18 protein-coding genes are annotated in these 22,927 nt (G+C 69.7%); 13 read left to right on the top strand and 5 right to left on the bottom strand.

The window, feature by feature from the left end; all coding sequences use genetic code 11:
- Positions 1 to 319: 319 nt before the first annotated feature.
- On the bottom strand, positions 320 to 2,491 hold the full coding sequence (locus JHL17_RS31535; protein ID WP_200198617.1) for an ATP-binding protein: 2,172 nt from the start codon (positions 2,489 to 2,491) through the stop codon (positions 320 to 322).
- A 217-nt stretch (positions 2,492 to 2,708) separates the two neighbouring features.
- On the opposite strand from JHL17_RS31535, the gene JHL17_RS31530 reads away from it, so the two are divergent.
- The 4 genes from JHL17_RS31530 (at position 2,709) to JHL17_RS31515 (ending at position 6,809) form a co-directional block, all read left to right on the top strand.
- Positions 2,709 to 3,143: a response regulator gene (locus JHL17_RS31530; protein ID WP_200198616.1), complete on the top strand. Its 435-nt coding sequence runs from the start codon at positions 2,709 to 2,711 to the stop codon at positions 3,141 to 3,143.
- A 167-nt stretch (positions 3,144 to 3,310) separates the two neighbouring features.
- Positions 3,311 to 4,072 carry an exopolysaccharide biosynthesis protein gene (locus JHL17_RS31525; protein WP_200198615.1) on the top strand — a complete coding sequence of 254 codons (762 nt, stop codon included), beginning with the start codon at positions 3,311 to 3,313 and terminating at the stop codon, positions 4,070 to 4,072.
- A gap of 25 nt (positions 4,073 to 4,097) precedes the next feature.
- A complete protein-coding gene (locus tag JHL17_RS31520; protein ID WP_200198614.1) occupies positions 4,098 to 5,402 on the top strand; it encodes a hemolysin family protein in 1,305 nt (434 codons plus the stop codon).
- Between the two features lie 174 nt (positions 5,403 to 5,576).
- Entirely contained in the window at positions 5,577 to 6,809 is a 1,233-nt protein-coding gene (locus JHL17_RS31515) for an HWE histidine kinase domain-containing protein (RefSeq protein ID WP_247893952.1), read from the top strand.
- A 63-nt stretch (positions 6,810 to 6,872) separates the two neighbouring features.
- On the opposite strand, the gene JHL17_RS31510 is transcribed toward JHL17_RS31515, so the two are convergent.
- Both JHL17_RS31510 and JHL17_RS31505 read right to left on the bottom strand, forming a co-directional pair.
- Positions 6,873 to 7,133 carry a hypothetical protein gene (locus JHL17_RS31510; RefSeq protein ID WP_200198612.1) on the bottom strand — a complete coding sequence of 87 codons (261 nt, stop codon included), beginning with the start codon at positions 7,131 to 7,133 and terminating at the stop codon, positions 6,873 to 6,875.
- Positions 7,134 to 7,263: 130 nt separating this feature from the next.
- The gene (locus tag JHL17_RS31505; protein WP_200198611.1) at positions 7,264 to 7,638 is read right to left on the bottom strand and encodes a DUF1636 domain-containing protein; all 375 of its coding nucleotides are present in this window, start codon (positions 7,636 to 7,638) and stop codon (positions 7,264 to 7,266) included.
- 218 nt (positions 7,639 to 7,856) lie between these two features.
- Between JHL17_RS31505 and JHL17_RS31500 the strand changes: the two genes are divergently transcribed.
- Together JHL17_RS31500 and JHL17_RS31495 are read left to right on the top strand one after the other, a co-directional pair.
- The gene (locus JHL17_RS31500; RefSeq protein ID WP_200198610.1) at positions 7,857 to 11,366 is read left to right on the top strand and encodes a hybrid sensor histidine kinase/response regulator; all 3,510 of its coding nucleotides are present in this window, start codon (positions 7,857 to 7,859) and stop codon (positions 11,364 to 11,366) included.
- The gene (locus JHL17_RS31495) at positions 11,363 to 12,307 is read left to right on the top strand and encodes a response regulator transcription factor (RefSeq protein ID WP_200198609.1); all 945 of its coding nucleotides are present in this window, start codon (positions 11,363 to 11,365) and stop codon (positions 12,305 to 12,307) included. The genes JHL17_RS31500 and JHL17_RS31495 overlap by 4 nt, the downstream gene beginning before the upstream one ends.
- 35 nt (positions 12,308 to 12,342) lie before the next feature.
- On the opposite strand, the gene JHL17_RS31490 is transcribed toward JHL17_RS31495, so the two are convergent.
- Positions 12,343 to 13,176 carry an FkbM family methyltransferase gene (locus JHL17_RS31490; protein WP_200198608.1) on the bottom strand — a complete coding sequence of 278 codons (834 nt, stop codon included), beginning with the start codon at positions 13,174 to 13,176 and terminating at the stop codon, positions 12,343 to 12,345.
- A gap of 114 nt (positions 13,177 to 13,290) precedes the next feature.
- Positions 13,291 to 13,758, bottom strand: a complete 468-nt coding sequence (locus JHL17_RS31485; RefSeq protein WP_200198607.1) for a MaoC family dehydratase — start codon at positions 13,756 to 13,758, stop codon at positions 13,291 to 13,293.
- Positions 13,759 to 13,971: 213 nt separating this feature from the next.
- Between JHL17_RS31485 and JHL17_RS31480 the strand changes: the two genes are divergently transcribed.
- From JHL17_RS31480 to JHL17_RS31450, 7 genes are all read left to right on the top strand, one after another.
- On the top strand, positions 13,972 to 14,565 hold the full coding sequence (locus tag JHL17_RS31480) for a chemotaxis protein CheW (RefSeq protein ID WP_247893949.1): 594 nt from the start codon (positions 13,972 to 13,974) through the stop codon (positions 14,563 to 14,565).
- On the top strand, positions 14,562 to 16,013 hold the full coding sequence (locus JHL17_RS31475; RefSeq protein WP_200198605.1) for a CheR family methyltransferase: 1,452 nt from the start codon (positions 14,562 to 14,564) through the stop codon (positions 16,011 to 16,013). The genes JHL17_RS31480 and JHL17_RS31475 overlap by 4 nt, the downstream gene beginning before the upstream one ends.
- Positions 16,013 to 16,672, top strand: a complete 660-nt coding sequence (locus JHL17_RS31470; protein WP_200198604.1) for a chemotaxis protein CheW — start codon at positions 16,013 to 16,015, stop codon at positions 16,670 to 16,672. Before JHL17_RS31475 ends, JHL17_RS31470 begins: the two co-directional genes overlap by 1 nt.
- 48 nt (positions 16,673 to 16,720) lie before the next feature.
- Entirely contained in the window at positions 16,721 to 18,409 is a 1,689-nt protein-coding gene (locus JHL17_RS31465) for a methyl-accepting chemotaxis protein (RefSeq protein WP_200198603.1), read from the top strand.
- Between the two features lie 292 nt (positions 18,410 to 18,701).
- Positions 18,702 to 20,963, top strand: coding sequence for a hybrid sensor histidine kinase/response regulator (locus tag JHL17_RS31460; protein WP_200198602.1), 2,262 nt, complete (start codon positions 18,702 to 18,704; stop codon positions 20,961 to 20,963).
- The gene (cheB, locus tag JHL17_RS31455; protein WP_345773920.1) at positions 20,960 to 22,093 is read left to right on the top strand and encodes a chemotaxis-specific protein-glutamate methyltransferase CheB; all 1,134 of its coding nucleotides are present in this window, start codon (positions 20,960 to 20,962) and stop codon (positions 22,091 to 22,093) included. Before JHL17_RS31460 ends, cheB begins: the two co-directional genes overlap by 4 nt.
- Positions 22,094 to 22,116: 23 nt before the next feature.
- Positions 22,117 to 22,857: a response regulator transcription factor gene (locus JHL17_RS31450; protein ID WP_247893948.1), complete on the top strand. Its 741-nt coding sequence runs from the start codon at positions 22,117 to 22,119 to the stop codon at positions 22,855 to 22,857.
- Positions 22,858 to 22,927: the final 70 nt, after the last annotated feature.

Below are 22,927 nucleotides of genomic sequence, written 5' to 3'. Positions count from 1 at the left end.
GCTTCTCTTCTAGCAAAACTCAAAGACACAAGGGGGCGGTGGCCGTAGGCCTATGGAAATTGAGATTTCCACCCCCTCACCCCAACCCCTCTCCCGCGAAGGGAGAGGGGCTACCTTCAACGTGAAGCTGCCTTTCCTGCTGTAGGCGCGAAATGTGTGCATACTTTAGCGCCTCCGCGGGGATGACGAGTGGGAGATGTGCACGCCTGCCAGATCGGGGCTTTCTCATCCGAGTCCGACGTCCTCACGGCCTCCTTTGCCGGAATGACGGCCGATGCGGTGATGTCCCCGGATTCGAGCGGCCGTGGACTTCCCCTCCTCAATCGTCGCTCCCCACAGGGTCGCGCACCAGGCTGCTGGTGGCGGCGACGGCGGTCTCCAGCAGGGGCAGCAGGGCCGCGGCCTTCTCGGCGTCGGTGGGATTGTCGTTGATGGCGCGGGCGATGGCGGCCATGCGCGGGGCGCCGAAATTGGCGGCGAGGCCGGCCAGCGTGTGGGCGGCCTGCTTCAGCTCCTTCGGCCTGCCGGCCTGCAGGGCGGAACGGATGGCCGTCAGCTCGCGCAGGGCGGTCTCCGGCAGCAGCTGGAGCATGCCGTCCAGCGCCTCGCCGCCCAGCGCCAGCCGCAGCTCCGCCAGTTTCACCCGGTCGACCAGCGGCAAGGCGGAGAATTGGCCGCCATCGTCCGGCGGACGGCTGGGGATCGGCACCACGCGTCCCTCCTGCGGCCGGGTCGCCAGGTCAACCAGCACGGCGTTCAGCTGTTCCCAGTCGATCGGTTTGGTCAGATAGGCGTCGAGACCCGCCGCCATATGGCCGTCGCGATGTTCCGGCAGGGCGTCGGCCGACAGCCCGACGATGGGGATGCGCGACACCGGCCCGTCCATCCGGCGGATCGCCCGCGCGGCCGACCGGCCGTCGAGCACCGGCATCTCCATGTCCAGGATCAGTGCGTCGTAATCGGCCGCGGCGAGCGCGTCCAGCGCCGCGCGCCCGTCGGTCACCGCGTCGATCTGGTGGCCGATCCGGGTCATCATCGCCACGACCAGCATGCGGTTGATGTCGTTGTCCTCGGCCAGCAGCAGCCGCAGCGGCACGCGTGTCGGCGCATCCGACTCCGCCCCTGCTGCCCCCGACAGGGCCGGCCGGGCGCCGAGCTCGCCGACCGGCGACGCCTCCGCCAGGCGGGCGGCGATCGAGAAGCGGAAGGTGGATCCGCGGCCGGGCGCGCTGATCACGGTGATGTCGCCGCCCATCGCCTCCACCAGCCGCTTGCAGATCGCCAGCCCCAGGCCGGTGCCGCCGTATTTGCGGCTGGTCGATGCATCGGCCTGCACGAAGGCGTCGAACAGCCGGGCGCGCTGTTCCTCCGTCATGCCGATGCCGTTGTCCTGCACCTCGAACCGCAGGGTCACCGGGTCGGAATGGCTATCCGCCGCCGCCGCATCCGGTGCGGTGAGGGCGGAGGGCGGGTCGGGCGACCACACCGCGATCTCGATGGCGCCGCGGTCGGTGAACTTGATGGCATTGGACACCAGGTTGAACAGCACCTGCCGCAACCGCGTCGGGTCGCCGCGGATGTGGCGCGGCGTGTCGTCGGCGATGGAGGCCGACAGGCTCAGCCCCTTGGCCGCCGCCCGCACCAAAAACAGCTGCACCACGTCCTCGACCAGCCGGGGCAGGGAGAAGTCGATCTCTTCCAGGGTCAATTGACCCGCCTCGATCTTGGAGAAGTCGAGCACGTCGTTGAGGATGGTCATCAGCGTGTCCGCCGACGAGCGCAGGGTCTTGACGAAGGCCCTCTGCTGGTCGTTCAGACCGGTGCCCATCAGCAGGTCGCCCATCCCGATCACCGCGGTCATCGGCGTGCGCAGCTCGTGGCTCATCATCGCCAGGAAGCGCGACTTGGCGCGGCTGGCATTCTCCGCGGCGACGCGGGCGGCCTCCGCCTCCTCCCGCGCGCCGTCCAGCTTCTCGGCCAGCGCGAAGGTCTCGGCGGCCAGCCGGGTCAGCTGGTCGTCGGCGGCGCGCAGCTCCTCCTGCGATCGGCGGTTGTCGGTGACGTCGGCGCAGGAGGCGGCGATCCAGCGCGCCTGCCGGCCCGGTCCCGGCACCGGCCGCAGGTTCAGCGCGTTCCAGAAGACGCTGCCGTCCTTGCGGTAATTCAGCACCTCCACCGACAGCGGCTGCGCGTCGGCCATCGCGCTGCGGATCGCCGCGGCGGTTTCGGGATCGGTGGCCGGCCCCTGCAGGAATTCGCCGTTCCGGCCGATCACCTCCTCGGCCGCGTAGCCGATCATCTCCAGGAAGGCGCTGTTGCAGTAGACGATGGGATGGTCGGGGCGGGTGGCATCGGCGACCGTGATGCCGGCGCCGCTGGCATCCACCACGGCGGCGAGCATCGCCGCGTCAGCGATCGCCGGTACGGGCATCGCCGGTTCGGGCGAATTGCCGAAGGGCGGCGGCGGCGGGGTGGCGGGCGGCGCGGTCAAGGAGCGATCCTGATCGGTTCGGAACGACCCGCATTGCGGGTGGGTGCCCAGGATATGACGTTGTGCGGCCGATTGCCATTCTCCGACAGCACCATTTGCATATCCCACCGACCGACATGGCGAATCCGTTAACGACTGCGCAACAATATGTTAAGAAAACTGTGTCGGCCGGCCGCTGGAATAGCGTACGGGGAACACTGTCGGAGCGGAGAGCGTCATGGTGGTGGAAGCAGGCGGACGGACCCGTCAGGTCCGGACGGTTCACGATCTCGGTGTGCTTCTGGTCGAGGACGACGACTTCACCCGCAAGCTGATCTACCGGCTGCTGCACGACATCGGCCTGCGGACGGTGTTCGAAGCGGCGGACGGCATCCAGGCGCTCGACATCCTGCGCAAGAGCGGCGAGGACGTCGATGTGGTGATCTGCGACCTGGAAATGCCGCGCATGGGCGGGCTGGACCTGCTGCATGCGCTGCGCACCGCCACCGGCAACCCGCTGGCCGACCTGCCGGTGCTGGTGCTGACCGGCCATCGCGAGGCGGAGGTGGTGAAGCGCGCCATCGCCTACGGCATCTCCGGCTATCTGGTGAAGCCGGTGTCGAAGGCCGACCTGATGAAGCGCCTGGCCTTCGTCATGCAGAAACGGCAATAGCCCGGACCGGCGGTGCCGTTCCCCTTGCACGCCGCAACCCGCACTGGCGCTTTCGTCTCCCGTCCTGTAGAAGGGAGATCGATGCCGCCGCGACGCGAAAGGTCCATGGTTTCCTGCCATCCTTCGCCCGGCCCGCTCCGATCCCGCTTCCGGCATCGGGGAGAGCCGTGAGCAAAGACCGACCTCCCGGGTCGTCCCCCAGGTCGAAAGACGCACGCCATCCCGGTGCGGACCGGCCCTGCGCGCGCGTTTCGGATCTGCTGGACGACTTCCTGACGCGCGGTGACGCCGCCACACCCGGCGATCCCGAGTCCGGTGCAGCCGCTTCCGACGGCCCGGCTGCTCCGGCTCCCGCCCGCATTTCCGTGGGCGAGGCTCCATCCCGCATCTCGCTGGGCGAGATCATGGACGCGCTCGGCGACCGTGCCTTCGGCGCGCTGCTGCTGATCCTGTCGATTCCCAACGTGCTGCCGGTCCCCGGCCTGTCGACCGCCACCGGCGTGCCGATGATCCTGCTCGGCGCCCAGATGGCGGCCGGCCGGCATGGCCCCTGGCTGCCCCGCCGCATGCTGGCGGCCAGCTTCGATCGCAAGGCCTTCCTGGGGGTGATCCGCCGGGCCAAGCCCTGGGCCGAGCGGGTGGAGCGCCATCTTCGCCCACGCATGCCGGCGCTGGCCGGCCCCACCGCGGAACGGCTGCTCGGGCTGGCGGTGGTGGTGCTGGCCGTCATCCTGTCCCTGCCCATCGTTTTCGGAAACCAGCCTCCGGCCTTCGCCATCGCGCTGATCGCGCTGGGGCTGATGGAGTCCGACGGCGCCTTCGTGTCGGCCGGCCTCGTCGCCGGCCTCCTTGCCATCGCCATCGTCGCCGCCGTCCTGCTCGGTCTCGGGCAGGCGGCGGTCGCCGTGGCGCAACAATTGATCGGTTGAGGGAGCGCCCTTCGGGCACAATGCCATGATCTGGGAACTGTTGGTCATCGTCCTGCTGATCCTGCTCAACGCCTTCTTCGCGATGTCGGAGATGGCGCTGGTGTCGGCGCGCCGCGCCCGGCTTCAGCAGATGGCCGAGGAAAAGGGCGGTGCCGGCGCCCGCGCCGCGCTGGAGCTTTCGGAGGATCCGAGCCGCTTCCTGTCCACCGTGCAGGTCGGCATCAGCCTGACCGGCATCATCGCCGGCGCCTATGGCGGCTCCACGCTGGCCGAACGGCTCGGCGGCGTGCTGGACGAGCGGGTCGCCTGGATCGCCCCCTACGGCCACACCGTCGCCTTCGCGCTGGTCGTCGCCGCCATCACCTATTTCTCCCTGATCATCGGCGAACTGGTGCCCAAGCGGGTGGCGCTGATCTCGTCGGAGCGGATCGCCTCGCTGGTCGCCGCCCCGATGCGGACGGTGTCGCGCCTGTCGGCCCCGGTGGTCTGGATCCTCGGCGTGTCGAGCGACGCGGTGCTGAAGCTTCTGCGCCTGCCGACCTCGCGCGAGCAGACGGTGACGGAGGAGGAGGTCAAGACCCTGATCGCCGAAGGCACCCAGAGCGGCGTCTTCGAGCCTGCCGAACGCCAGATGATCGAAGGCGTGATGCATCTGTCCGACCGCACCGTGCGGTCGATCATGACGCCGCGCCCCGACCTGATCTGGCTCGACATCGACGACGGTCCCGAAATCGTCGGCCGCGAGATCTGCGACAGCGGCTATTCCCGTTTCCCGGTCTGCCGCGGCGACGTCGACGAGCTGCAGGGCATCGTCTCGGCCAAGGGGCTGCTCGACCAGTCGCTGAAGGGGGTGGCCTTCGACCTGCGGTCGGCGATGGTCCGGCCGCTGGTCGTCCATGACGGGACTCCGGTCTTCCGCCTGCTCGACCTGTTCAAGCAGGCCAGCGTCCATATGGCGGTGGTGGTGGACGAGTACGGCAGCGTCGAGGGTCTGGTCACGATGACCGACATCCTGGAGGCGATCGCCGGCGAGCTGCCCGACAGCACCCAGGAAGGCGACGCCGGCGCGGTCCAGCGCGAGGACGGCAGCTGGCTGGTCGACGGCATGACCCCGGTCGAGGAAGTCGAGGCGCTGGTCGGCGTCAAGAACCTGAAGGGGGAGGGCGATTTCCACACCATCGCCGGCTTCCTGCTCGACCAGTTCGGCCATGTCCCGACCGCGGCGGAGCATTTCCACTGGAACGGCATCCGCTTCGAGGTGGTCGACATGGACGGCCGCCGCATCGACAAGGTGCTGATCCAGTTGAACCCCGAGGTCTCGGAAGGATAAGGAAAGCGGCCTCGCTTCGGCTATTCTCATATGTCGTCCTCATGCCGGAAGCGCTAGTTGCTCCAACCGCCATCGAGGGGAGATAGTCGGGCGTTCCCAGCCAAGGTACCGGCACTGGGGAGACTGTCGGCGGCCCGACGCCCTCGCCTCAACGTCCGGATGGCTTCCTTGAGCATGCTTCGCATCGTCTCGACCACCCCCACGCTCTCCGCATTCCAGGAGGCGCAAGACGGCTCGTCGGACATCGACCTGCTCCATGCGATCAGCGTCGATCTGATCGCGGAGCAGGACCGGATGGCGCTCTACGGCAAGATCGTCGATGCGGCCATCGCGATCACCCGGTCGCAATTCGGCACCATGCAGTTGAAGCGCCAGCCCTCCGACGGCGGCGCCCCCGGTCTGCACCTGCTCGTGTCCCGCGGTCTGACGGCAGAGGACAGGGCCGTATGGCAGTGGGTCGATCCGGCGGCGCACAGCAGTTGCACCGCCGCGCTCAAATCGGGCCGGCGGGTGGTCATCGCGGATTACGAGTTGTGGGACGAGATCAGAGGCACCAGGGACCTCGAAGCGTTTCGTCGCGCCGGCATCCGGTCCGCGCAGACGACGCCGCTGGTCTCCCGGGACGGAACCCTGCTCGGCATGATCTCAACCCACTGGGACGAGCCGCACGAGCCGTCCCGACGCGACTTGCGCCTGCTGGACATTCTGGCGCGCCAGGCGGCCGACCTGCTCGACCGCATGATCGCCGAAGAGGCGCTGAGGGACCGGGAACAGGAGCTGGAGAAGACGGTCGCGGCCCTTCGGAAGAACGAAGAGCTGCAAAAGGTGCTGAACGACGAGCTCGGTCATCGCGTCAAGAACCTGTTCGCCGTGGTCGCGGCGATCACGTCGTACACTCTGCGCGGATCGAGCGATCAATCGCGGTCCCGAACCCTGCAGGATCGCCTCATGGCGCTCAGCTCGGCGCACGACATCCTTCTGCAATCGAGCTGGAAGCCGGCTCTGCTGAAGGATGTCGCCGTCGCGGCCATGGCCAACGCTGGCATAAGGGACCGGATCGGGATCGACGGCCCCGACGTCGCCCTGGGTTCGAAGGCGGCTCTGAACCTCGCCCTCATCCTCCATGAACTGGCCACCAACGCCCTGAAATACGGCTCCCTGTCGCTCGGCGCCGGCTTCGTCGACCTTTCCTGGAGGATCGGCGGCGAGCCGGCGTCCGAAACCCTGTATTTGTCCTGGAAAGAGACCAGAGGCCCCATAGTCCGGAAACCGACGGGCTCCGGATTCGGTTCGAGGCTGATCGGCGCCGGGATCGCCGGCTCGGGCAACGTGGTGCTCTCCTACAAGACGACCGGGCTCGAATGTGAGATGAGCGCTCCGCTCAACGAACTGGGTGGTTCGGAATAGCGCCGGCGGGTTCTCGAAGGATCGTGTTCGAGCGATTCGGTCGCGTTCAGGGACGCTGGTCCGTCAGTGCAAGGCCGCTCCGCCCTCCGCCAAGCCGAACGGCCGTTCGTCCGCGTTCGTGACCCGCACCGCTTCCACCAGATCGCGAACTTCTTCCGACAGATCGTCGGCATTCCAGCCATGCCCGTCGGCGCCGGCCACCACCAGCAGGCGGAGCGTGGTGCGCAGCAGGTCGCCGGCTTCCCAGCCGTTGGACCGCTCCGCCTCGCGGGCCATGTGCAGCAGGCCGGTGGCGCAGTTCAGGACCTCGGGGTCGACCTTCATCGGGCGCTCCTCCCCGCCCGTAAGGGGGCGAGATTGGTTGGTCTTTCCAACAATAATTGGAACGCCACCTTGGTCTGTCAAACACGTCCTTCGGAAATAGGGGAAAGCACCTAAGTACCGCAGCCCCGGCTCACTCCTCCAGCGGTGGCAGGCGCGAGACGAACCGGCCCTTGACGCCCTGGGGCCATTGCTTGAAGGGAACGATTCCATCGGCGGTGGCGGAATAGGCGCGCAGATAGGCGGTCAGCGTCTCCACCGTCACCTCGTCCGGGGCCATGTCGCCCAGCACGTAGCTCATGCGGGCGGCCGAACGCACCGCGACGGCGCAAGGCCGCCGGCAGCTCATCAGGCAGCGCATCGGCCGCAGCCGCACCTGCGCCGCCAGATCGGGGGCGTCGGCCAGCGCCCGCTCCATCAGCGCCACCAGCTCCGCCCCCGGCCGGATGGCTTCGGGCGGGTCTTCCGGACGGCGGCAGGTTTCGCAGACGATGAGCTCGACGGTCATGCTTTGGCTTTCAAAACTGTTTTGGGGAGCCATGAGGTCCGACAGCTAGAGGCCGGTCCCGGCGCTGTCAACATCGCCCTCTCCCGTCCCGGGAGAGGGAGGGGACCCACGAAGTGGGGAGGACGAAGGACATTCCCGGCGCTTCCACCTTGCCAAGGGCGGGGAAACTCCCGACGATGCGGGCCGGCGGAGGCGACGGGCGGGAACGGCGGACGGGCATGAGCGCGAGGCAACGGATCGTCCGCGAACGCCGGCAATACAACCAGCTCGCCGCCGACCAGACGATGGAGGACTACGCGCTCCGCTACACCGCGGAGCGGGCGCGGCGCTGGAGCGCCTGGCGCGTCGCCAACACCGCGCTCGGCGCCATCTCCTTCCTGGCCTGCGAGGCGATCGGCGCGGCGGTGACGCTGACCTACGGCTTCGAGAACGCCATGGCCGCCATCCTGGCGGTGGCGCTGCTCAGCATCCTGGTCGGGCTGCCCATCACCTACCATGCGGCCAAGGCCGGGGTGGACATCGACCTGCTGGCCCGCGGCGCCGGCTTCGGCTATCTCGGCTCCACCATCACCTCGCTGGTCTACGCCTCCTTCACCTTCATCCTGTTCTCCATCGAGGCCAGCATCATGTCGGCCGGGCTGACCATGGTGCTGGGCATCCCGGCCTCGGTCGCCCATGTCATCAGCTCGCTGGCGGTGATCCCCATCGCCGTCTACGGCATTCGCTTCATCAGCCGCATGCAATGGGCGACCCAGCCGGTGTGGATCCTGCTGCAATGCGCGCCGCTGGCCTATTTCTTCCTGCTCGACCGCGAGACGCTGGCGCAATGGACCTCGCTGCCGGGTGTCTACGCCCCCGACGGCGGGCTGTCGCTGCTGCCCTTCGGCATGGCCGCCTCGGTCCTGCTGTCGCTGCTGCCGCAGATCGGGGAACAGGTCGACTATCTGCGCTTCCTGCCCTCCCAGGCCCGCATCGGCCGGGTGCGCTGGTGGGCGGCGATGCTGGCCGGCGGGCCGGGCTGGGTGCTGATCGGCAGCCTGAAGCTGGCGGCCGGCTCGCTGCTGGCCTTCCTCGCCCTCAAGCATGGCTTGCCGGTGGAGGATGCGGTGCAGCCAAACATCATGTACCACATGGCCTTCCTCGACGTCTTCGGCTCGCCCGCCGCGGCGCTGGCGCTGACCGGCATCTTCGTCGTCGTCTGCCAGATGAAGATCAACGTCACCAACGCCTATGCCGGGTCCATCGCCTGGTCGAACTTCTTTTCCCGCCTGACCCGCAGCCATCCCGGCCGCGTCGTCTGGCTGGTGTTCAACGTGCTGCTGGCGCTGCTGCTGATGGAGATCGGCATCCTCGGCGTGATCGAGAGCATCCTCGGCCTCTACGCCAACGTCGCGGTCGGCTGGCTGGGGGCGGTCGCCGCCGATCTGGCCGTCAACAAGCCCTTGGGCTTCAGCCCGCCGGGCATCGAGTTCAAGCGCGCCCATCTCTACGACATCAATCCCGTAGGCACCGGTGCCATGGGGCTGTCGGTGCTGTGCTCCACCACCGCCTTCTTCGGGATGCTGGGGCCGGTGGCCCAGGCGCTGGCCCCCTTCATCGGTCTGGTCGTCGCCTTCGCCGCCGCCCCGCTGATCGCCTGGAGGACGAAGGGCCGCTATTACATCGCCCGCAGGTCGGACAGGCTGCCGGCCGATGCCGCGACCATCCGCTGCTCGATCTGCGAGAACCAGTTCGAACGCCAGGACATGGCCTTCTGCCCGGCCTACGACGCGCCGATCTGCTCGCTCTGCTGCACGCTGGAGGCACGCTGCCACGACCTGTGCAAGACCGACAGCCGCTTCGCCGACCAGATCGCCCGCAGCCTGCAGCGGGTGCTGCCCAGGCGGATGGCCGCCGGGGTCCACACCCGCACCGGCCACTTCATCGGGGTGATGACGCTGTTCTCGCTGGTGCTGGGCGGGGTGCTGGTGGTCATCGACTTCCAGTATGCCGCGGCCGAGGCGGCGGAGCGGGCGGCGATCCACACCGCGCTGGTCTCCGTCTTCGTCTGCCTGTTCATCCTGTCCGGCGTCGCCGCCTGGCTGCTGGTGCTGGCCCATGAGAGCCGCCGCAAGGCGGAGGAGGAGACCGGCCGCCAGACCGCCATGCTGATGGACGAGATCGCCGCCCATGAACGCACCGACGCCGCGCTGCAGAAGGCCAAGGAGGTGGCGGAGGCCGCCAACGCCGCCAAGAGCCGCTACATCATCGGCGTCAGCCACGAGATCCGGGCGCCGCTGAACGCGATCTCCGGCTATGCCCAGCTGCTGGAGAGCAACAGCACCCAGCGTCCCCAGGACGCCGTCCGCGTCATCCGTCGCAGCGCCGAGCATCTGTCGAACCTGATCGACGGGCTGCTCGACATCTCCAAGATCGAATCGGGCCTGCGCCGGCTCAGCCGCGACAAGGTGCAGCTGATCGACTTTCTCGACCAGTTGGCCGACATGTTCCGTATCCAGGCCGCCGCCAAGGGGCTGGAGTTCCGCTATGCCCGCGTCCCGCATTTGCCGGTCTGGGTCCACACCGACAGCAAGATCCTGCGCCAGATCCTGATCAACCTGCTGTCCAACGCGGTGAAATACACCGAGACCGGCCATGTCGCCCTGACCGTCCGCTACCGCAGCCAGATCGCCGAGTTCGAGATCGCCGACAGCGGCATCGGCATCCGCAAGGAGGATCTCGACCGCGTCTTCGAACCCTTCGAGCGCGGGCGGGGCGCTGCGGTGCGGGCGGTGGCCGGCACCGGGCTCGGCCTGACCATCACGCGGGTGCTGACCCGGATCATGGGCGGCGACATCGCGCTGCGCAGCGAGGCGGGGCAGGGCAGCGTCTTCACCGTCCGCCTGCTGCTGTCGGAGGCGATGCACCGGCCGGGCGAGCAGGCGGAGCGCCGCGCCGTCACCGGCTATGCCGGGCCGCAGATCACCATCCTGCTGGCCGACGACGACCGCGACCACCTGGCGCTGATGACCGACATCCTGCGCCCGCTGGGATTCGTCCTGTTCACCGCCTCGGACGCCGCCACCTGCCTGGAGCTGGCGGCGCAGTGCAAGCCCGACGTCGCCATGCTCGACATCTCCATGCCCGGCGAGAGCGGCTGGGACGTGGCGGAGGGCTTGCGCCGGCAGTTCGCCGACCGCATCCGCATCATCATGGTCTCCGCCAACGCCTACGAGGCGCAGGGACCGGGCGACGGCCGGGCGCCGCACGACGCCTTCGTCGCCAAGCCCATCGAGATCCAGGCGCTGCTCGACCGCCTCCAGGCGCTGACCGGCCTGGAATGGATCCATGCGGTGGAACCGGTATCCCAGCCGCCCCTCCAAGCGGTGGAAAAGCCGGAGCCGGCGGTTGTGCCGCCGGTCCCGGCGGTCGAAGCTGCCCCCGCTGCGATCCCCGTCCAGCCGGCCGGTCCGCCGGATTCGGCGCTGCGTCATCTCGACGACCTGCGCCAGCTCGGCCGGATCGGCTACATTCGCGGGATCGAGGCCAAGCTGCGCGAGATCGAGGCGGAGGATGCCGCCGCCCTGCCTTTCGTCGAGCGGCTGCGAAGGCTGGTGCGCGCCTTCGACCTGAAAGGCTATATGCGTGCGGTCGAGGATGCGGCGGCACAGCGCGACGTCGCCGCCACGGAGGATGAAGGGCGTGACCATGACGACGACCAGGCAGAACACGGGGCCGTGACGGGATGAAGCGCCGCGACATGATCCTGGTGGTGGACGACACCCCCGACACGCTGGGATTCCTGACGGAGGCCATCGAGCAGGCCGATCTGACCGTGCTGGTCGCCGTGGATGGCGAGGGCGCGCTGGATCTGGTCGGCCAGATCACGCCGGACCTGATCCTGATGGACGCGGTGATGCCCGGCCTCGACGGTTTCGAGACCTGCCGGCGGCTGAAGCAGATCCCCCAGCTGTCGCACATTCCCGTCATCTTCATGACCGGCCTCAGCGACACCGAGCATGTGGTGAAAGGGCTGGAGGCCGGCGGCGTCGACTACGTCACCAAGCCCATCGTGGTGGACGAGCTGATCGCCCGCATCCGCGTTCATCTGACCAACGCCCGCGTCGCCTACGGTGCCCGCGCGGCGCTCGACGCCACCGGGCGCTTCCTGCTGGCGACCGACGGGGAGGGCAGGCTGCTGTGGTGCACCCCGCAGGCGGAACGGCTGCTGGGCGGGCTGCTGCCCGGTCCCGACGGCGTGCGGCCGGCGGCGGCATCCTCGCTGGCCGGCGGTCTGGTCCGGCTGCGCCAGGCATCCTCCCCGGCATCCTCTCCCGGGTCCGCCACGGAAAGCTTCACGCTGGAGCTGCCGGACGGCGAGGGCGTGCGGCGGCTGGAGTTCACCTATCTCAGCCCGGCCAATCCCGACGAATATCTCTTCCGTCTCAGCGAGCCGACCGCCGGCCGGCAGGAAGCCGTCCTGCGCGACGCGCTGGGCCTGACCGCCCGCGAGGCGGAGGTGCTGCTGTGGATCGCCAACGGCAAGCCGAACCGCGACATCGGCGAGATCCTGGGCATCAGCCCGCGCACGGTGAACAAGCATCTGGAGCAGGTCTTCGCCAAGCTGGGCGTCGAGAACCGCGCGTCCGCCGCCGCCCTGGCGATCCGCACCCTGGCCGCCCGGGCGTGAGCGGGGAGCGGGGCCGCCGCTCCTCCGCGCTCCCCTCAGCGCAGTCCTTGCTCGAAGACGAGGCGGCGGCCGTCATCCTCCAGGCCGAATCGCAGGATCTCCCGCCGGCTCAGATGCTGGGCGATCGCCATTTCCCCGGCGACCAGCACCTCGTAGCCGAGCCCGTAGAGATGGGACAGCAGCGCCTCCTGCGGGTCGCGGATGCCCGGCATGGCGTCGGCATCCCACAGTTCGAACAGGACCGGTGGATGGCCGGACCGCTTCAGCGTTTCCGCCGCTCCCTTCAGGACCGGCAGTTCCATCCCCTCGACGTCGAGCTTCAGCAGGGAGAGGTCGTCGATGCCGAAATCGTCCAGCCGGACCATGCTGGCCTGTCCCATACGCACCCCGGGCGCGTCGGTGTCGCAGCCGAGCCCGGCTTCGCGGCGGATCCGCCGCACCTCGGGATCGAGGCTGAGCGCGCCCAGGTTGGGGTCGTTGGCATAATCGGGCAGGGGGATCTCGATCACCGCCATCCGCTCGCCCAGCGCCAGATTGTGGACCAGCACGCTGTCGAGCCCGTTGAGCGCGACGGAGCCGCACAGCAGGTGATAGAGCGGCCGCTGCACCTCGAAGCCGACCAGCCGGTGGCTGTCGCGGAAGGTCAGCGCCATCGGGATGGTGAAGGCGCCGACATTGGCCCCGCCATCGACGATGGTGCCGCCGCTGCGGCCGCCGCTTTCCCCGATCTGCACCAGGGCCTTGGCGACCGTCAGGGTGGTCGGATCCCATTGGCCGTCGCGACGCAGGTGGCGGGTGATGCCGTCGGCCGCGTCGAACAGCAGGAACCGGCCCATCTGGGTCTCGACCACGGTGGCGTTCGGCAGCATTCGGGAAAAGCCTCGCAACGGGAAGATGCCATCATAGCCGACGCCGCCCGCCCGTCATCAGGCGATTCGAACGGCGATTCGACCCAACGGCGCTCGGATCGGACTGCATTCGGATCAGACTGCGATCGTGGCTTCCGGGCCGCTCCGCCCGGCGATGATGTGGTTCATGATGCAGGTCATCACCGGCTCGCCCCGCTGGTTCACCGTGGTGTAGGCCAGCCGCACCGTACCGCGGCCGCCGCGGCGCGACGGGATCGTTTCCATCACCTCCGCCCGGACGCGGATGCTGTCGCCGGGCCGCACCGGCCGCAGCCAGCGCAGCTCGTCCATGCCGGACCCGCCAAGGCTGGTGCCGGTGATGATGCCGGTGTCGCGGATCAGCCGGAAGGTCAGCGACAGGGTATGGAAGCCGCTGGCGATCAGCCCCTGGAACGGCCCGTCCGCCGCGGCGGACGCGTCGATGTGGAAGGGCTGCGGGTCGAAGCGCAGGGCGAAATCCATGATCTGGCTGTCGGTCAGGGTCGCTCCTTCCGACAAGATCACGTCGCCGATGCGGAAATCCTCGAAGTAACGGCCGGCCATCGTCTCGCCTCTCCCTTGATCTGTCCGGCTTGTTCGGCCCGGTTTGCCCGTTCCGTCCGGTGCCGCCGAGAGTAGCCTGCCGCAGCCACAGGGCAAAGGGCAGGGACGGCCAAGCCCAAGGCATAGGCCCTACGGCGTAAACCTTTGGAGTAATTCGCATTGCAGTCGTGATGGGGCATGTTCCCGGTCGGATCCCAGACCATCGACGGACGGATGTCACCACTCCCCGAGCAATTCCCCTCCCTGCCGTCGTCGGTCCGTTGCGTCGTGTTTTCGGTTGCCGGCCGGGTGCTGGCGCTGCCGGTCGAAGCCGTGCGGCGTTTCCTGCCGTTGCCGCGGCTGGAACGGCTGCCGACGGCACCGCTGCCGGTGGAGGGCGTCTTCCGCTACCAGGGGGAGGTGGTGCCGGTCCTGCGCCTGGACATCCTGCTGGACCTGGCGGAAGGGGCCGCGGTGCCGAGCCTCTATTCGCCGCTGCTGCTCGTCACCTGGCAGGGCCGGCCGGCGGCGCTGCTGGCCGATCAGGTCCATGGCGACATGGCGGTCGATCCGGCGGAGCGGACGCCCACCGACCCGTCGCTGTCCTTCAACGGCTGTGCGGCCGGCGCCTTCCTGGACCGGGTGACCGGCCGCGGCGGCGCGGTGACCCTGCTCGACCCCGGCCGGCTGCTGACCGAGGCGGAGGGCCGGCTGCTCGACTCCTTCCGCGCGGTGGCGGAACGGCGGCTGGCGCAGTGGGACCCCGTGCCGCCCGCCGTCCCGTCCGCCTCGCACGATGCGGCGTCGTCCCGGGACGGCGCCGCATGATGCCGAGCGCCGCCGCCGCCGGGATCGAGGCGATCCGCCGCGACCCGAACTTCCTGCGCCTCAAGGCGATGGTGATCGACGCCACCGGGCTCGCCTATTACGCCGACAAGGATTCCGCCTTCGCCGAGCGGATCAACCGCCGGCTGCCCTTCGGCCGGATCACCACGGTCGGCGGCTATCTCGCGGTGCTGGAGGCCGAAGGGCCGAACGGTGCGGAATACCAGGGGCTGATCAACGAGCTGGCGGTGGGGGAGACCTTCTTCTTCCGCTACATCGAGCAGTTCGACGCGCTGCGCGCCGTCGCCATCCCCGAATGCCTGCGCCGCAACCAGTCCAGCCGCCTGCTGCGGATCTGGAGCGCGGGCTGTTCCATCGGACCGGAGGCCTACACCGTCGAAATCCTGCTGAAGCAGCATTTCGCCGCCCAGCTGGAGGGCTGGCAGGTCCACATCGTCGGCACCGACATCAACGGCGCCTTCCTGGAACAGGCGCGGCGCGGCGCCTACGGCGACTGGGCGGTGCGCGGCCTGTCGCCGGAAACGCTGGAGGCCTGCTTCGACCGCCAGGACAGGCTGTGGTCGGTGAAACCGAAATACCGCCAGTGGACCAGCTTCATGCCCTTCAATCTCGTGGAGGGGGAGATCCCCTCCTATCCGCACGGGATCGGGCATTTCGACATCATCCTCTGCCGCAACGTCATGATCTATTTCGACGAGGCGACGCGGCACCGGCTGCTGGGGAACCTGCACAAGGCACTGGCCGATGGCGGCTGGATGGTGGTCGGCCATGCCGAGGCCGGACCGCAGATGAACGAGCTGTTCATTCCGGTGTCGGTTCCCGGCGCCACCCTCTACCGCAAGCAGGCCGAAACGCCGGCTCCGGCCGCCGCCGCGAAGCGCGGCGCGCCCCCCGGCCCGGTGCCGGTGCCGTCCACGGCGGCGACCGCGGCCGGACTGCGGCGCGCCATCTCCAAATCCGCCGTCCCCCCCGTCTCCGGGGCGTCGGCCGAATCGGCCCCCGGCCCGCGCCCGCGCAAGGCCGCATCGACGGCCACGCCGCCCCCCGTGCCGCCCTTGCCGAATCAGGCCGAGACGAACGACCGCTCGAGCGCACTGGAAGCCTGTCTGGCCCGGGTGGAGGCGAACCGGCTGGATCCCGCCGTCCACTACCAGCTCGGGCTGGTGGAGGAGGAACTCGGAGTCGGCGATCCGGTGGCGGCCTTCAAGCGGGCCCTGTATCTCGACCCGCGCTTCGTCCTCGCCGACTATCACCTGGCGCTCGCCTATTGGCGGCGCGGCCGGCTGGTCCCGGCGCAGCGCCATTTCCGCAACGCGCGCGAGGCGCTGGAGACCCGTGCCGACGACGAGGCGGTGACGGAGGGCGGCGGCCTGACCGTCCGGGAGCTGCGCGGCATGCTGGACCTCTGGCTGACCGGTGAGGAGGGCTGATGGACGATACGCTTGCCGGCGCCGGTCCGGGAGCCGCTCCGCTGCGCGCCGCTCTCGAAAGCGCATCCGCCGCCCGCGCTTCCATCGACTGGGAGGCGGTTCACGACAAGCTGGCGCACCGCCGCGCCGAGCTGGAGGAGACCTTCGCCGGCCGCGGCCCCTGGGCCGACGCCGTGCTGGCCCGCCGGGCGGACGAACTGGCCGAAACCCCCCGGCTCCACGGCGAGGAGAGCAGCGGCACGCCGATGCTGGTGGCGCGCGGGGCGGAGACGCTCTATGGGCTGGAACTGCGCCATCTCGGCCAGATCGTGCCGATGCCGCGGCTGGCCCGGGTGCCGGGCACACCGCCCGCGGTGCTCGGCGTGATCGCCGTCGCCGGCCGGGTGATGCGGCTGTTCGACCTCGACCGGCTGTGCGGCGGGCTCGGCGCCCTGCCGGCAACCGGCGGCGGCCCTGCGGAGCCGGGCTATGCCGTCGTGCTGCGCACCGGCGCCGGCCGGCCGGCCGCCCTGCGCCTGTGGGAGGTCGACCGGGTGGCCGGCATCGTGCCGCCGCGCGCCGCCGCCCCGGCGGAAGCCGGCCCGCTGGTCAGGACGATCACCGCCGACCGCATGGCGATCCTCGACATGGCAGCCTTGCTCGACTTCGTGAAAAGCTGAAAACGACCGATCCACCAGAACAGAGCCGTCCGGGGCTGGAGTCCGAGAATGAACATCAAAGTCGCGCACAAGCTGGTCCTGGGATTCGGCGTGGTCTGCGTCCTGACCGCGCTGCTGGCGCTGTATCAGATGTCGCGCTTTTCCGATGCGCTGGACGTCATCATGGCGGTGTCGAGTTACGACACCGAGGCCGCCGACTTGGTGACCGCGGTCGGCAACGATCAGGCGGAGCTGCGCAGCACGCGCGAGACGGCGCTGAACGCGGTCTCCGTCGCCAATGCCGAAGGGCGCGTGCCCGACATCCCGACCCTGTTGCTGCCGCTGCGGCGCCATTATGACGAGGTCGGGGTGAGGCTGCGCGACACGCTGGGGAGGCTGCGCGCAATGGTGGCTGAGCGGTCCGTCAGCAGCGTGACCGACAACCGCCGCAAGGGCTGGGTCGAGCTGGACACCGCGGTGAACGAGATGAACCGCGCCATCATGGCGGTCGGGGATGAAGCGCGGACCATCTACACGCTGCTGGAGCGCAATCAGATCGCGGAGGCCCTGCAGCGCCGCCAGCGGGTGGACGAACTGCGCAAGGTGATGGAGCAGCGCATCGAAAACGCCCAGACGGCCATCGATCATCTGACCGCCGCCGGCCGCGACGACATCCGGGCGATCTACAATTCCGCCATCCAGTCCTCGGTCATCGCCCTGGTCGCCGTCTTCCTGATCGCGGTCGGCGTCGCCTACCTGATCGGCAGCTCGATCACCCGCCGGCTCGGCCGCGCCATCGATTTCGTCACCAAGGTCGGCCACGGCGACCTGACCCAGGAGATCGTCATCGCCGGCAAGGACGAACTGTCGATCCTCGGCCGGCACCTGAACGAGATGGCCGGCCGCCTGAAGTCGATGGCCCGCACCACGCGGGAGACGGCCGAGAGCGTCCACGCCGCCACCGCGCAGATCCGCGCCTCGACCCAGCAGCAGTCGGCCAGCGTCGCCGAGCAGCTGGCGGCGGTGGAGCAGACCACCGCGACCCTGTCGGAGATCACCGAATCGGGCGCCCAGATCAACCGCCGCGCCCAGGACGTCTCCCATGGCGCCCAGACGGTGGCGGCCTCCAGTCATTCCGGCATGAAGGCGGTCGACGACACCATCCAGGCGATGGACGCCATCCGCGAGCAGGCCGAGGCGGTGGCCGAGAACATCGTGATGCTGTCCGAGCGCACCCAGGCGATCGGCGAGATCATCGTGACGGTGAACGACATCGCCGAGCGCTGCCACCTGCTGGCGCTGAACGCCGCCATCGAGGCGGCGGCGGCCGGCGAGCACGGCCGCACCTTCTCCATCGTCGCCGGCGAGATCAAGAGCCTGGCCGACCAGTCGAAGGAGGCGACCGCCCAGGTCCGCTCCAACCTGTCGGAGATCCAGCACGGCATCAATGCCTCGGTCATGCTGACGGAGGAGGCGGTGAAGCGCGTCTCCGCCGGCAAGCGCCAGACCGACGCCACCCAGTCGACCATCCGCACCATGGCGGAGAACATCCAGGAGAGCGTGCTGGCCTTCCAGCAGATCGTCGCCGGCACCAACCAGCAGCAGATCGGCCTGGAGCAGGTGATCCAGGCGCTGCAGAACATCCGCGAAGCCAGCAGCCAGACCGCCGCCGGCACCCGCCAGCTGGAGGGCGCCGCCGCCAACCTGAACAACCTCGGCCAGGGCCTGGTCGAGGCGGTGCGGAACTACCGGGTGTGACGCGGATGACGGGCCTTTCCCTTTCCCCTCTCCGAAATCGCCCTCTCCCGTCCCGGGAGAGGGAGGGGACCCGCGCCTTTGGCGCGGGGAGGGTGAGGGGTAGGGCAAGGTTCCCGGACCGCATGGTTTCTCGCAGCACCCCTCACCCATCCCATGCTCCGCATGGGCCCCGAGGTCGCTCGCAAGTCCCGCGACCGCATTCCGCCTACGACTGCCTTGCAGTCGTCCGGCCTGTGGCCGTCGTCTCCATGCCCTCTCCCGGGACGGGAGAGGGAGAAGTACCGAGCCCCTGATGGACATCCGCCAGCGCCTGCTCGCCGCCTTCGATCTCGAGCACAAGGACCATCTCTCGGCGATCCGCAACGCGCTGCGCGACGCGGAGGCGACGGGCGACGCGCCGGACCTCGTCGACATCCACCGGCGTGCCCACAGCCTGAAGGGCGCCGCCCGCGCGGTCGACCTGCCGGAGGTGGAGGCGATCTCCCACCGGCTGGAGGCCGCCGTCATCGCGGTGCAGAAGGGCGAGATCGCGCTGGACGCCGCCAGCGTCGGCGTGATCCGCCGTTCCCTCGATGCCATCGAGGATCTGGTCGCCTGGTCGCTCCAGGGGGGCGGCGAGGTGGAGACGGCCGCCGTGCTGGCCGACCTCGACGCGCTGGCCGGCGGACGCGACGGCCCCCCTTCTCCGCGGTCCGCCCCGGCAGGTCCCGCCGCCGCCCGCACCGCCGCCCGCACGGCCGAACGCCAGTCGCCCCGCCGCGACCGGGCGGACGAGGCCGACTCCGCGGCCCTGGTCCGCATCGCCGCCCAGGGGCTGGAGCGCCTGTCGGAGACCGCGTCGGCCCTGCTGCCGGAGGTGGAGGCGCAGGCCGGGCTGGGCGAGCAGCTCCGGGCGATGCGCCAGGAATGGCGGGCGCTCGACCGGGCATGGCGGCACCTGCGCGTGCAGCTCGGCCGCGGCGCCCGAGCCGACAAGGCGGCGGATGGCGGGGCCGATGCGCTGGAAGGCCGCGGCGCGTTGCCGGCCCTGATGGCCTTCGAGCGGCGCTTCCGCGCGCTGGGCGGCGCGCTCGACGGCGCGCACCGCAGTCATGACCGGCTGCTGTGGTCGATGCGGCGCTGGGGCGGCGGCTTCCAGCAGGACATGCGGCGCCTGCGCATGCTGCCGGCGGAAAACCAGCTGAGCGGCCTCGGCCGCATGGTCCGCGACATCAGCCGGGCCGAGGGCAAGGAGGTCGAGGTCGATGTCCGCGGGCTGGAGGTCGAGGCCGACCGCACCGTCCTGCAGCGGCTGAAGGACCCGATCCTGCACATCGCCCGCAACGCCATCAGCCACGGCATCGAGACGCCGGCGGAACGGCTGGCGATGGGCAAGCGGCCGGCGGCGCGCGTCACCATCGCCGCGTCGGTGGAGGGGGCCCGGCTGCGCCTGCGCATCGAGGATGACGGCCGCGGATTGGACCGCGCGGCGATCCTGCGCAAGGCGGCGGAGCGCGGCCTGATCGACGCCGCGGAGCTGTCTTCGGGCGAGGAGATGCCGCTCGAACGGCTGACCGAGTTCCTGTTCCACCCCGGCTTCTCCACCGCCTCCCACACCACCGAATTGGCCGGGCGAGGCATGGGGATGGCGATCGCCCGGCGGGAGGTGGAGCGGCTGCAGGGCAACCTGACCATCGCCGACCGGGCGGAGGGCGGCACCGCCGTCACCATCGAGGTGCCGCTCAGCCTCCTGAGCCAGCGCCTGGTCTTCGTCGCCGTGCAGGACCAGATCCTGGCGATCCCGTCGGCCGACGTGGTCCGGCTGCGCAGCGCCACCGCCGAATCGCTGTTCTCCGGCGTCGGCACGCCGATGATCCGCATTGCCGAGGAGGAGATTCCCGTCACCTCGCTGGCGGCCCTGCTGAACATGGAGGCGCCGGTGGTGCCCACCCCCGACCGCTCGCTGGCGCTGGTCGTGGTGCGGACGGCGGACCGGCGGCTGGCGCTGGCGGTCGACCGCTTCGTCGCCACCCGCGAGACGGTGGTGACCGCGGCGGAGGAGACCGGCCTCGACAGCGGCCGCTATCTCGGCACCGTGCTGATGGACGACGGCGGGCCGGCGCTGGTCCTGAACATTTCGGGTCTGATGCCGCTGCCCGGCAGCGTCCTGCCGGCCCCGGCACGCCCGGCGGAGGAGGCCACCCCTGCCCGGGCGCATATCCTGGTTGTCGATGACAGCATCACCACCCGCACGCTGGAAAAGAGCATCCTCGAAGCCCATGGTTATCGGGTGACGCTGTGCGTCGACGGGCGCGAGGCTCTGGAGCGCCTGTCGGAAGGGATGGAGGTTGGCCTGATCATCAGCGACGTCGAGATGCCCCGGATGGACGGCTTCGCCCTGTTGCAGGCGGTGAAGGCGGACAAGCGGCTGGAGGAGATCCCGGTGATCCTCGTCACCTCGCGTGCCAGCGACGAGGACCGCGAGCGCGGCCTGCGGCTCGGTGCCGACGCCTACATCGTCAAGACGCGCTTCGACCAGAACGAGCTTCTGGCCGGCATCCGGCGGCTGCTGTGAGCGGGGTGGCGAACGCCGGCACCCCCACTCCCGGAAACCGTCGCATCCGCGTGCTGGTGGTCGAGGACAGCCCGGTCATCCAGCAGCTGCTCAGCCACGTCATCAGCGCCGACCCGCGGCTGGAGGTGGCCGGCATCGCCTCCAGCGGCGAGCAGGCCCTGCGCATGATCGAGCGGACGGCGCCCGACGTGGTGTCGCTCGACATCCGCCTGCCGGGGATCGACGGCTTCGAGGTGACCAGCCGCATCATGCGGCAGACCCCGCTGCCGATCGTCGTGGTGGCGTCCGACGTGCGCGACCTCGACATCCCGATGCGGGCGCTGCAGGCCGGTGCGCTGGCGGTGGTGGAGAAGCCGGGCAGCATGGCGCGCGCCGACTACCAGACGGTGGCGCACCATCTCTGCACCCAGCTGGTCATCATGAGCCAGGTGAAGGTGATCCGGCACCGCATCGGCGCCCGCAGTGCCAAGCCGGCCGTCGGTCCCGCCGCCGAACCGCCGTCCCAGGACGGCCGGCTGCCGGAGGCGGCGGTGGCGGCCGACGGACGGGTCCGGCGCTTCCGCGCGGTGGGGCTCGTCGCCTCCACCGGCGGGCCGGCGGCGCTGGCGAAGATCCTGAGGGAGCTGCCGGCCGGCTTCCCGCTGCCGGTCTTCGTGGTCCAGCATATGGGCGCCCCCTTCATGGCGGGTTTCGCCAACTGGCTGGGCACCGTGTCGGCCCTGCCGGTGAGGCTGGGGGAAGCGGGGATGAGCCCGCGTCCGGGCACGGTCTACGTGGCGCCGGGCGACCGGCACATGCTGGTGGACGGCGGTACCATCCGCCTGTCCGCCGACCCGATGGTGTGCGGCCAGCGCCCGTCGGGCGAGGTGCTGTTCCAGTCGATGGCGCGCGGCTACGGGGCGTCCGGCATCGGCGTGCTGTTGACCGGCATGGGCGAGGATGGAGGGAGAGGACTGGTGGACATGCATCGGGTGGGGGCCTACACAATAGCCGAACATGCCTCCACGGCGGTGATCCACAGCATGCCGGGAACCGCGGTGCGGCTGGGCGGCGCCGTGGAGGAACTGCCTCTCGACCGGGTGGCCGGACGGCTGCTGCAACTGACCTCCGACGATAAGATGGCGTCATGAACGGACTCCGCAGCCTGGTTGTCATGGGTTCCCGGACGCAGGGCCTTCTGCTGAAGCTCCTGCTGGAGGAACGCGGGGTCGAGACCGTCTGCGTCGACGGCGTGGAGCCTGCCCTGGCCGAGATCGCCGGCGGCGTGCAGGATCTGCTGATCGTCGAGGGCGATCTGGCCGGCCCGACCGGTCTGGCCGAGCTGCGCGCGCGCACCGACGCCGCCGTCCTGGTGCTGGGCCGCGGCGCGGGGGAGCACGACCCTTCCGATCCCAAGGCGGTGGTGGAGGCGGCCTGCGCAAGCCTGGAGCGGCGCAACGCCCCGCCGACGACGCCGGAGATCTTCCGCCGCGCCCGCATCCTGATCGTCGACGACAGCGCGACCTATCGCGAATTCCTGCGCGGCGAGCTGGAGCAGGAGGGCTGTACCGTCACCGCCGCCCGCAACGCCGACGAGGCGGTGGAGGCGTTGGCCGGCGGCGGGCTGGACTGCGTCATCCTCGACCTGGTGATGCCGGGCACCAGCGGCACCCAGCTCTGCGAACGGTTCGACGGGTTCCGGCGCCGGCGCGGCCTGTTCTTCCAAATCGTCATCCTGACCAGCCAGGACGACGAGGAACAGCTGATGACCAGTCTCAACGCCGGCGCCGACGATTTCGTCGGGAAGGGGCAGACGATGGATGTCCTCAAGGTGCGGTTGATGGCGCTTCTGCGCCGGAAATACTTCGTGGAGGATCATCTGATGCGGTTGCCGCGGCTTGCACCTTCCGCATAGGAAGGGAGTAGAGCCATCGTGTGATTTCGAAAGCCGGTTTGTCCGTTTATTCTCTGCGGGCTTTGCGAAA

Origin of the sequence: Azospirillum endophyticum (assembly GCF_016595245.1) — a bacterium.
Lineage (GTDB): Bacteria > Pseudomonadota > Alphaproteobacteria > Azospirillales > Azospirillaceae > Azospirillum > Azospirillum endophyticum.
The sequence above is the reverse complement of the archived record's forward strand: the minus strand, read 5'-3'. Positions and strand labels throughout refer to the sequence as shown.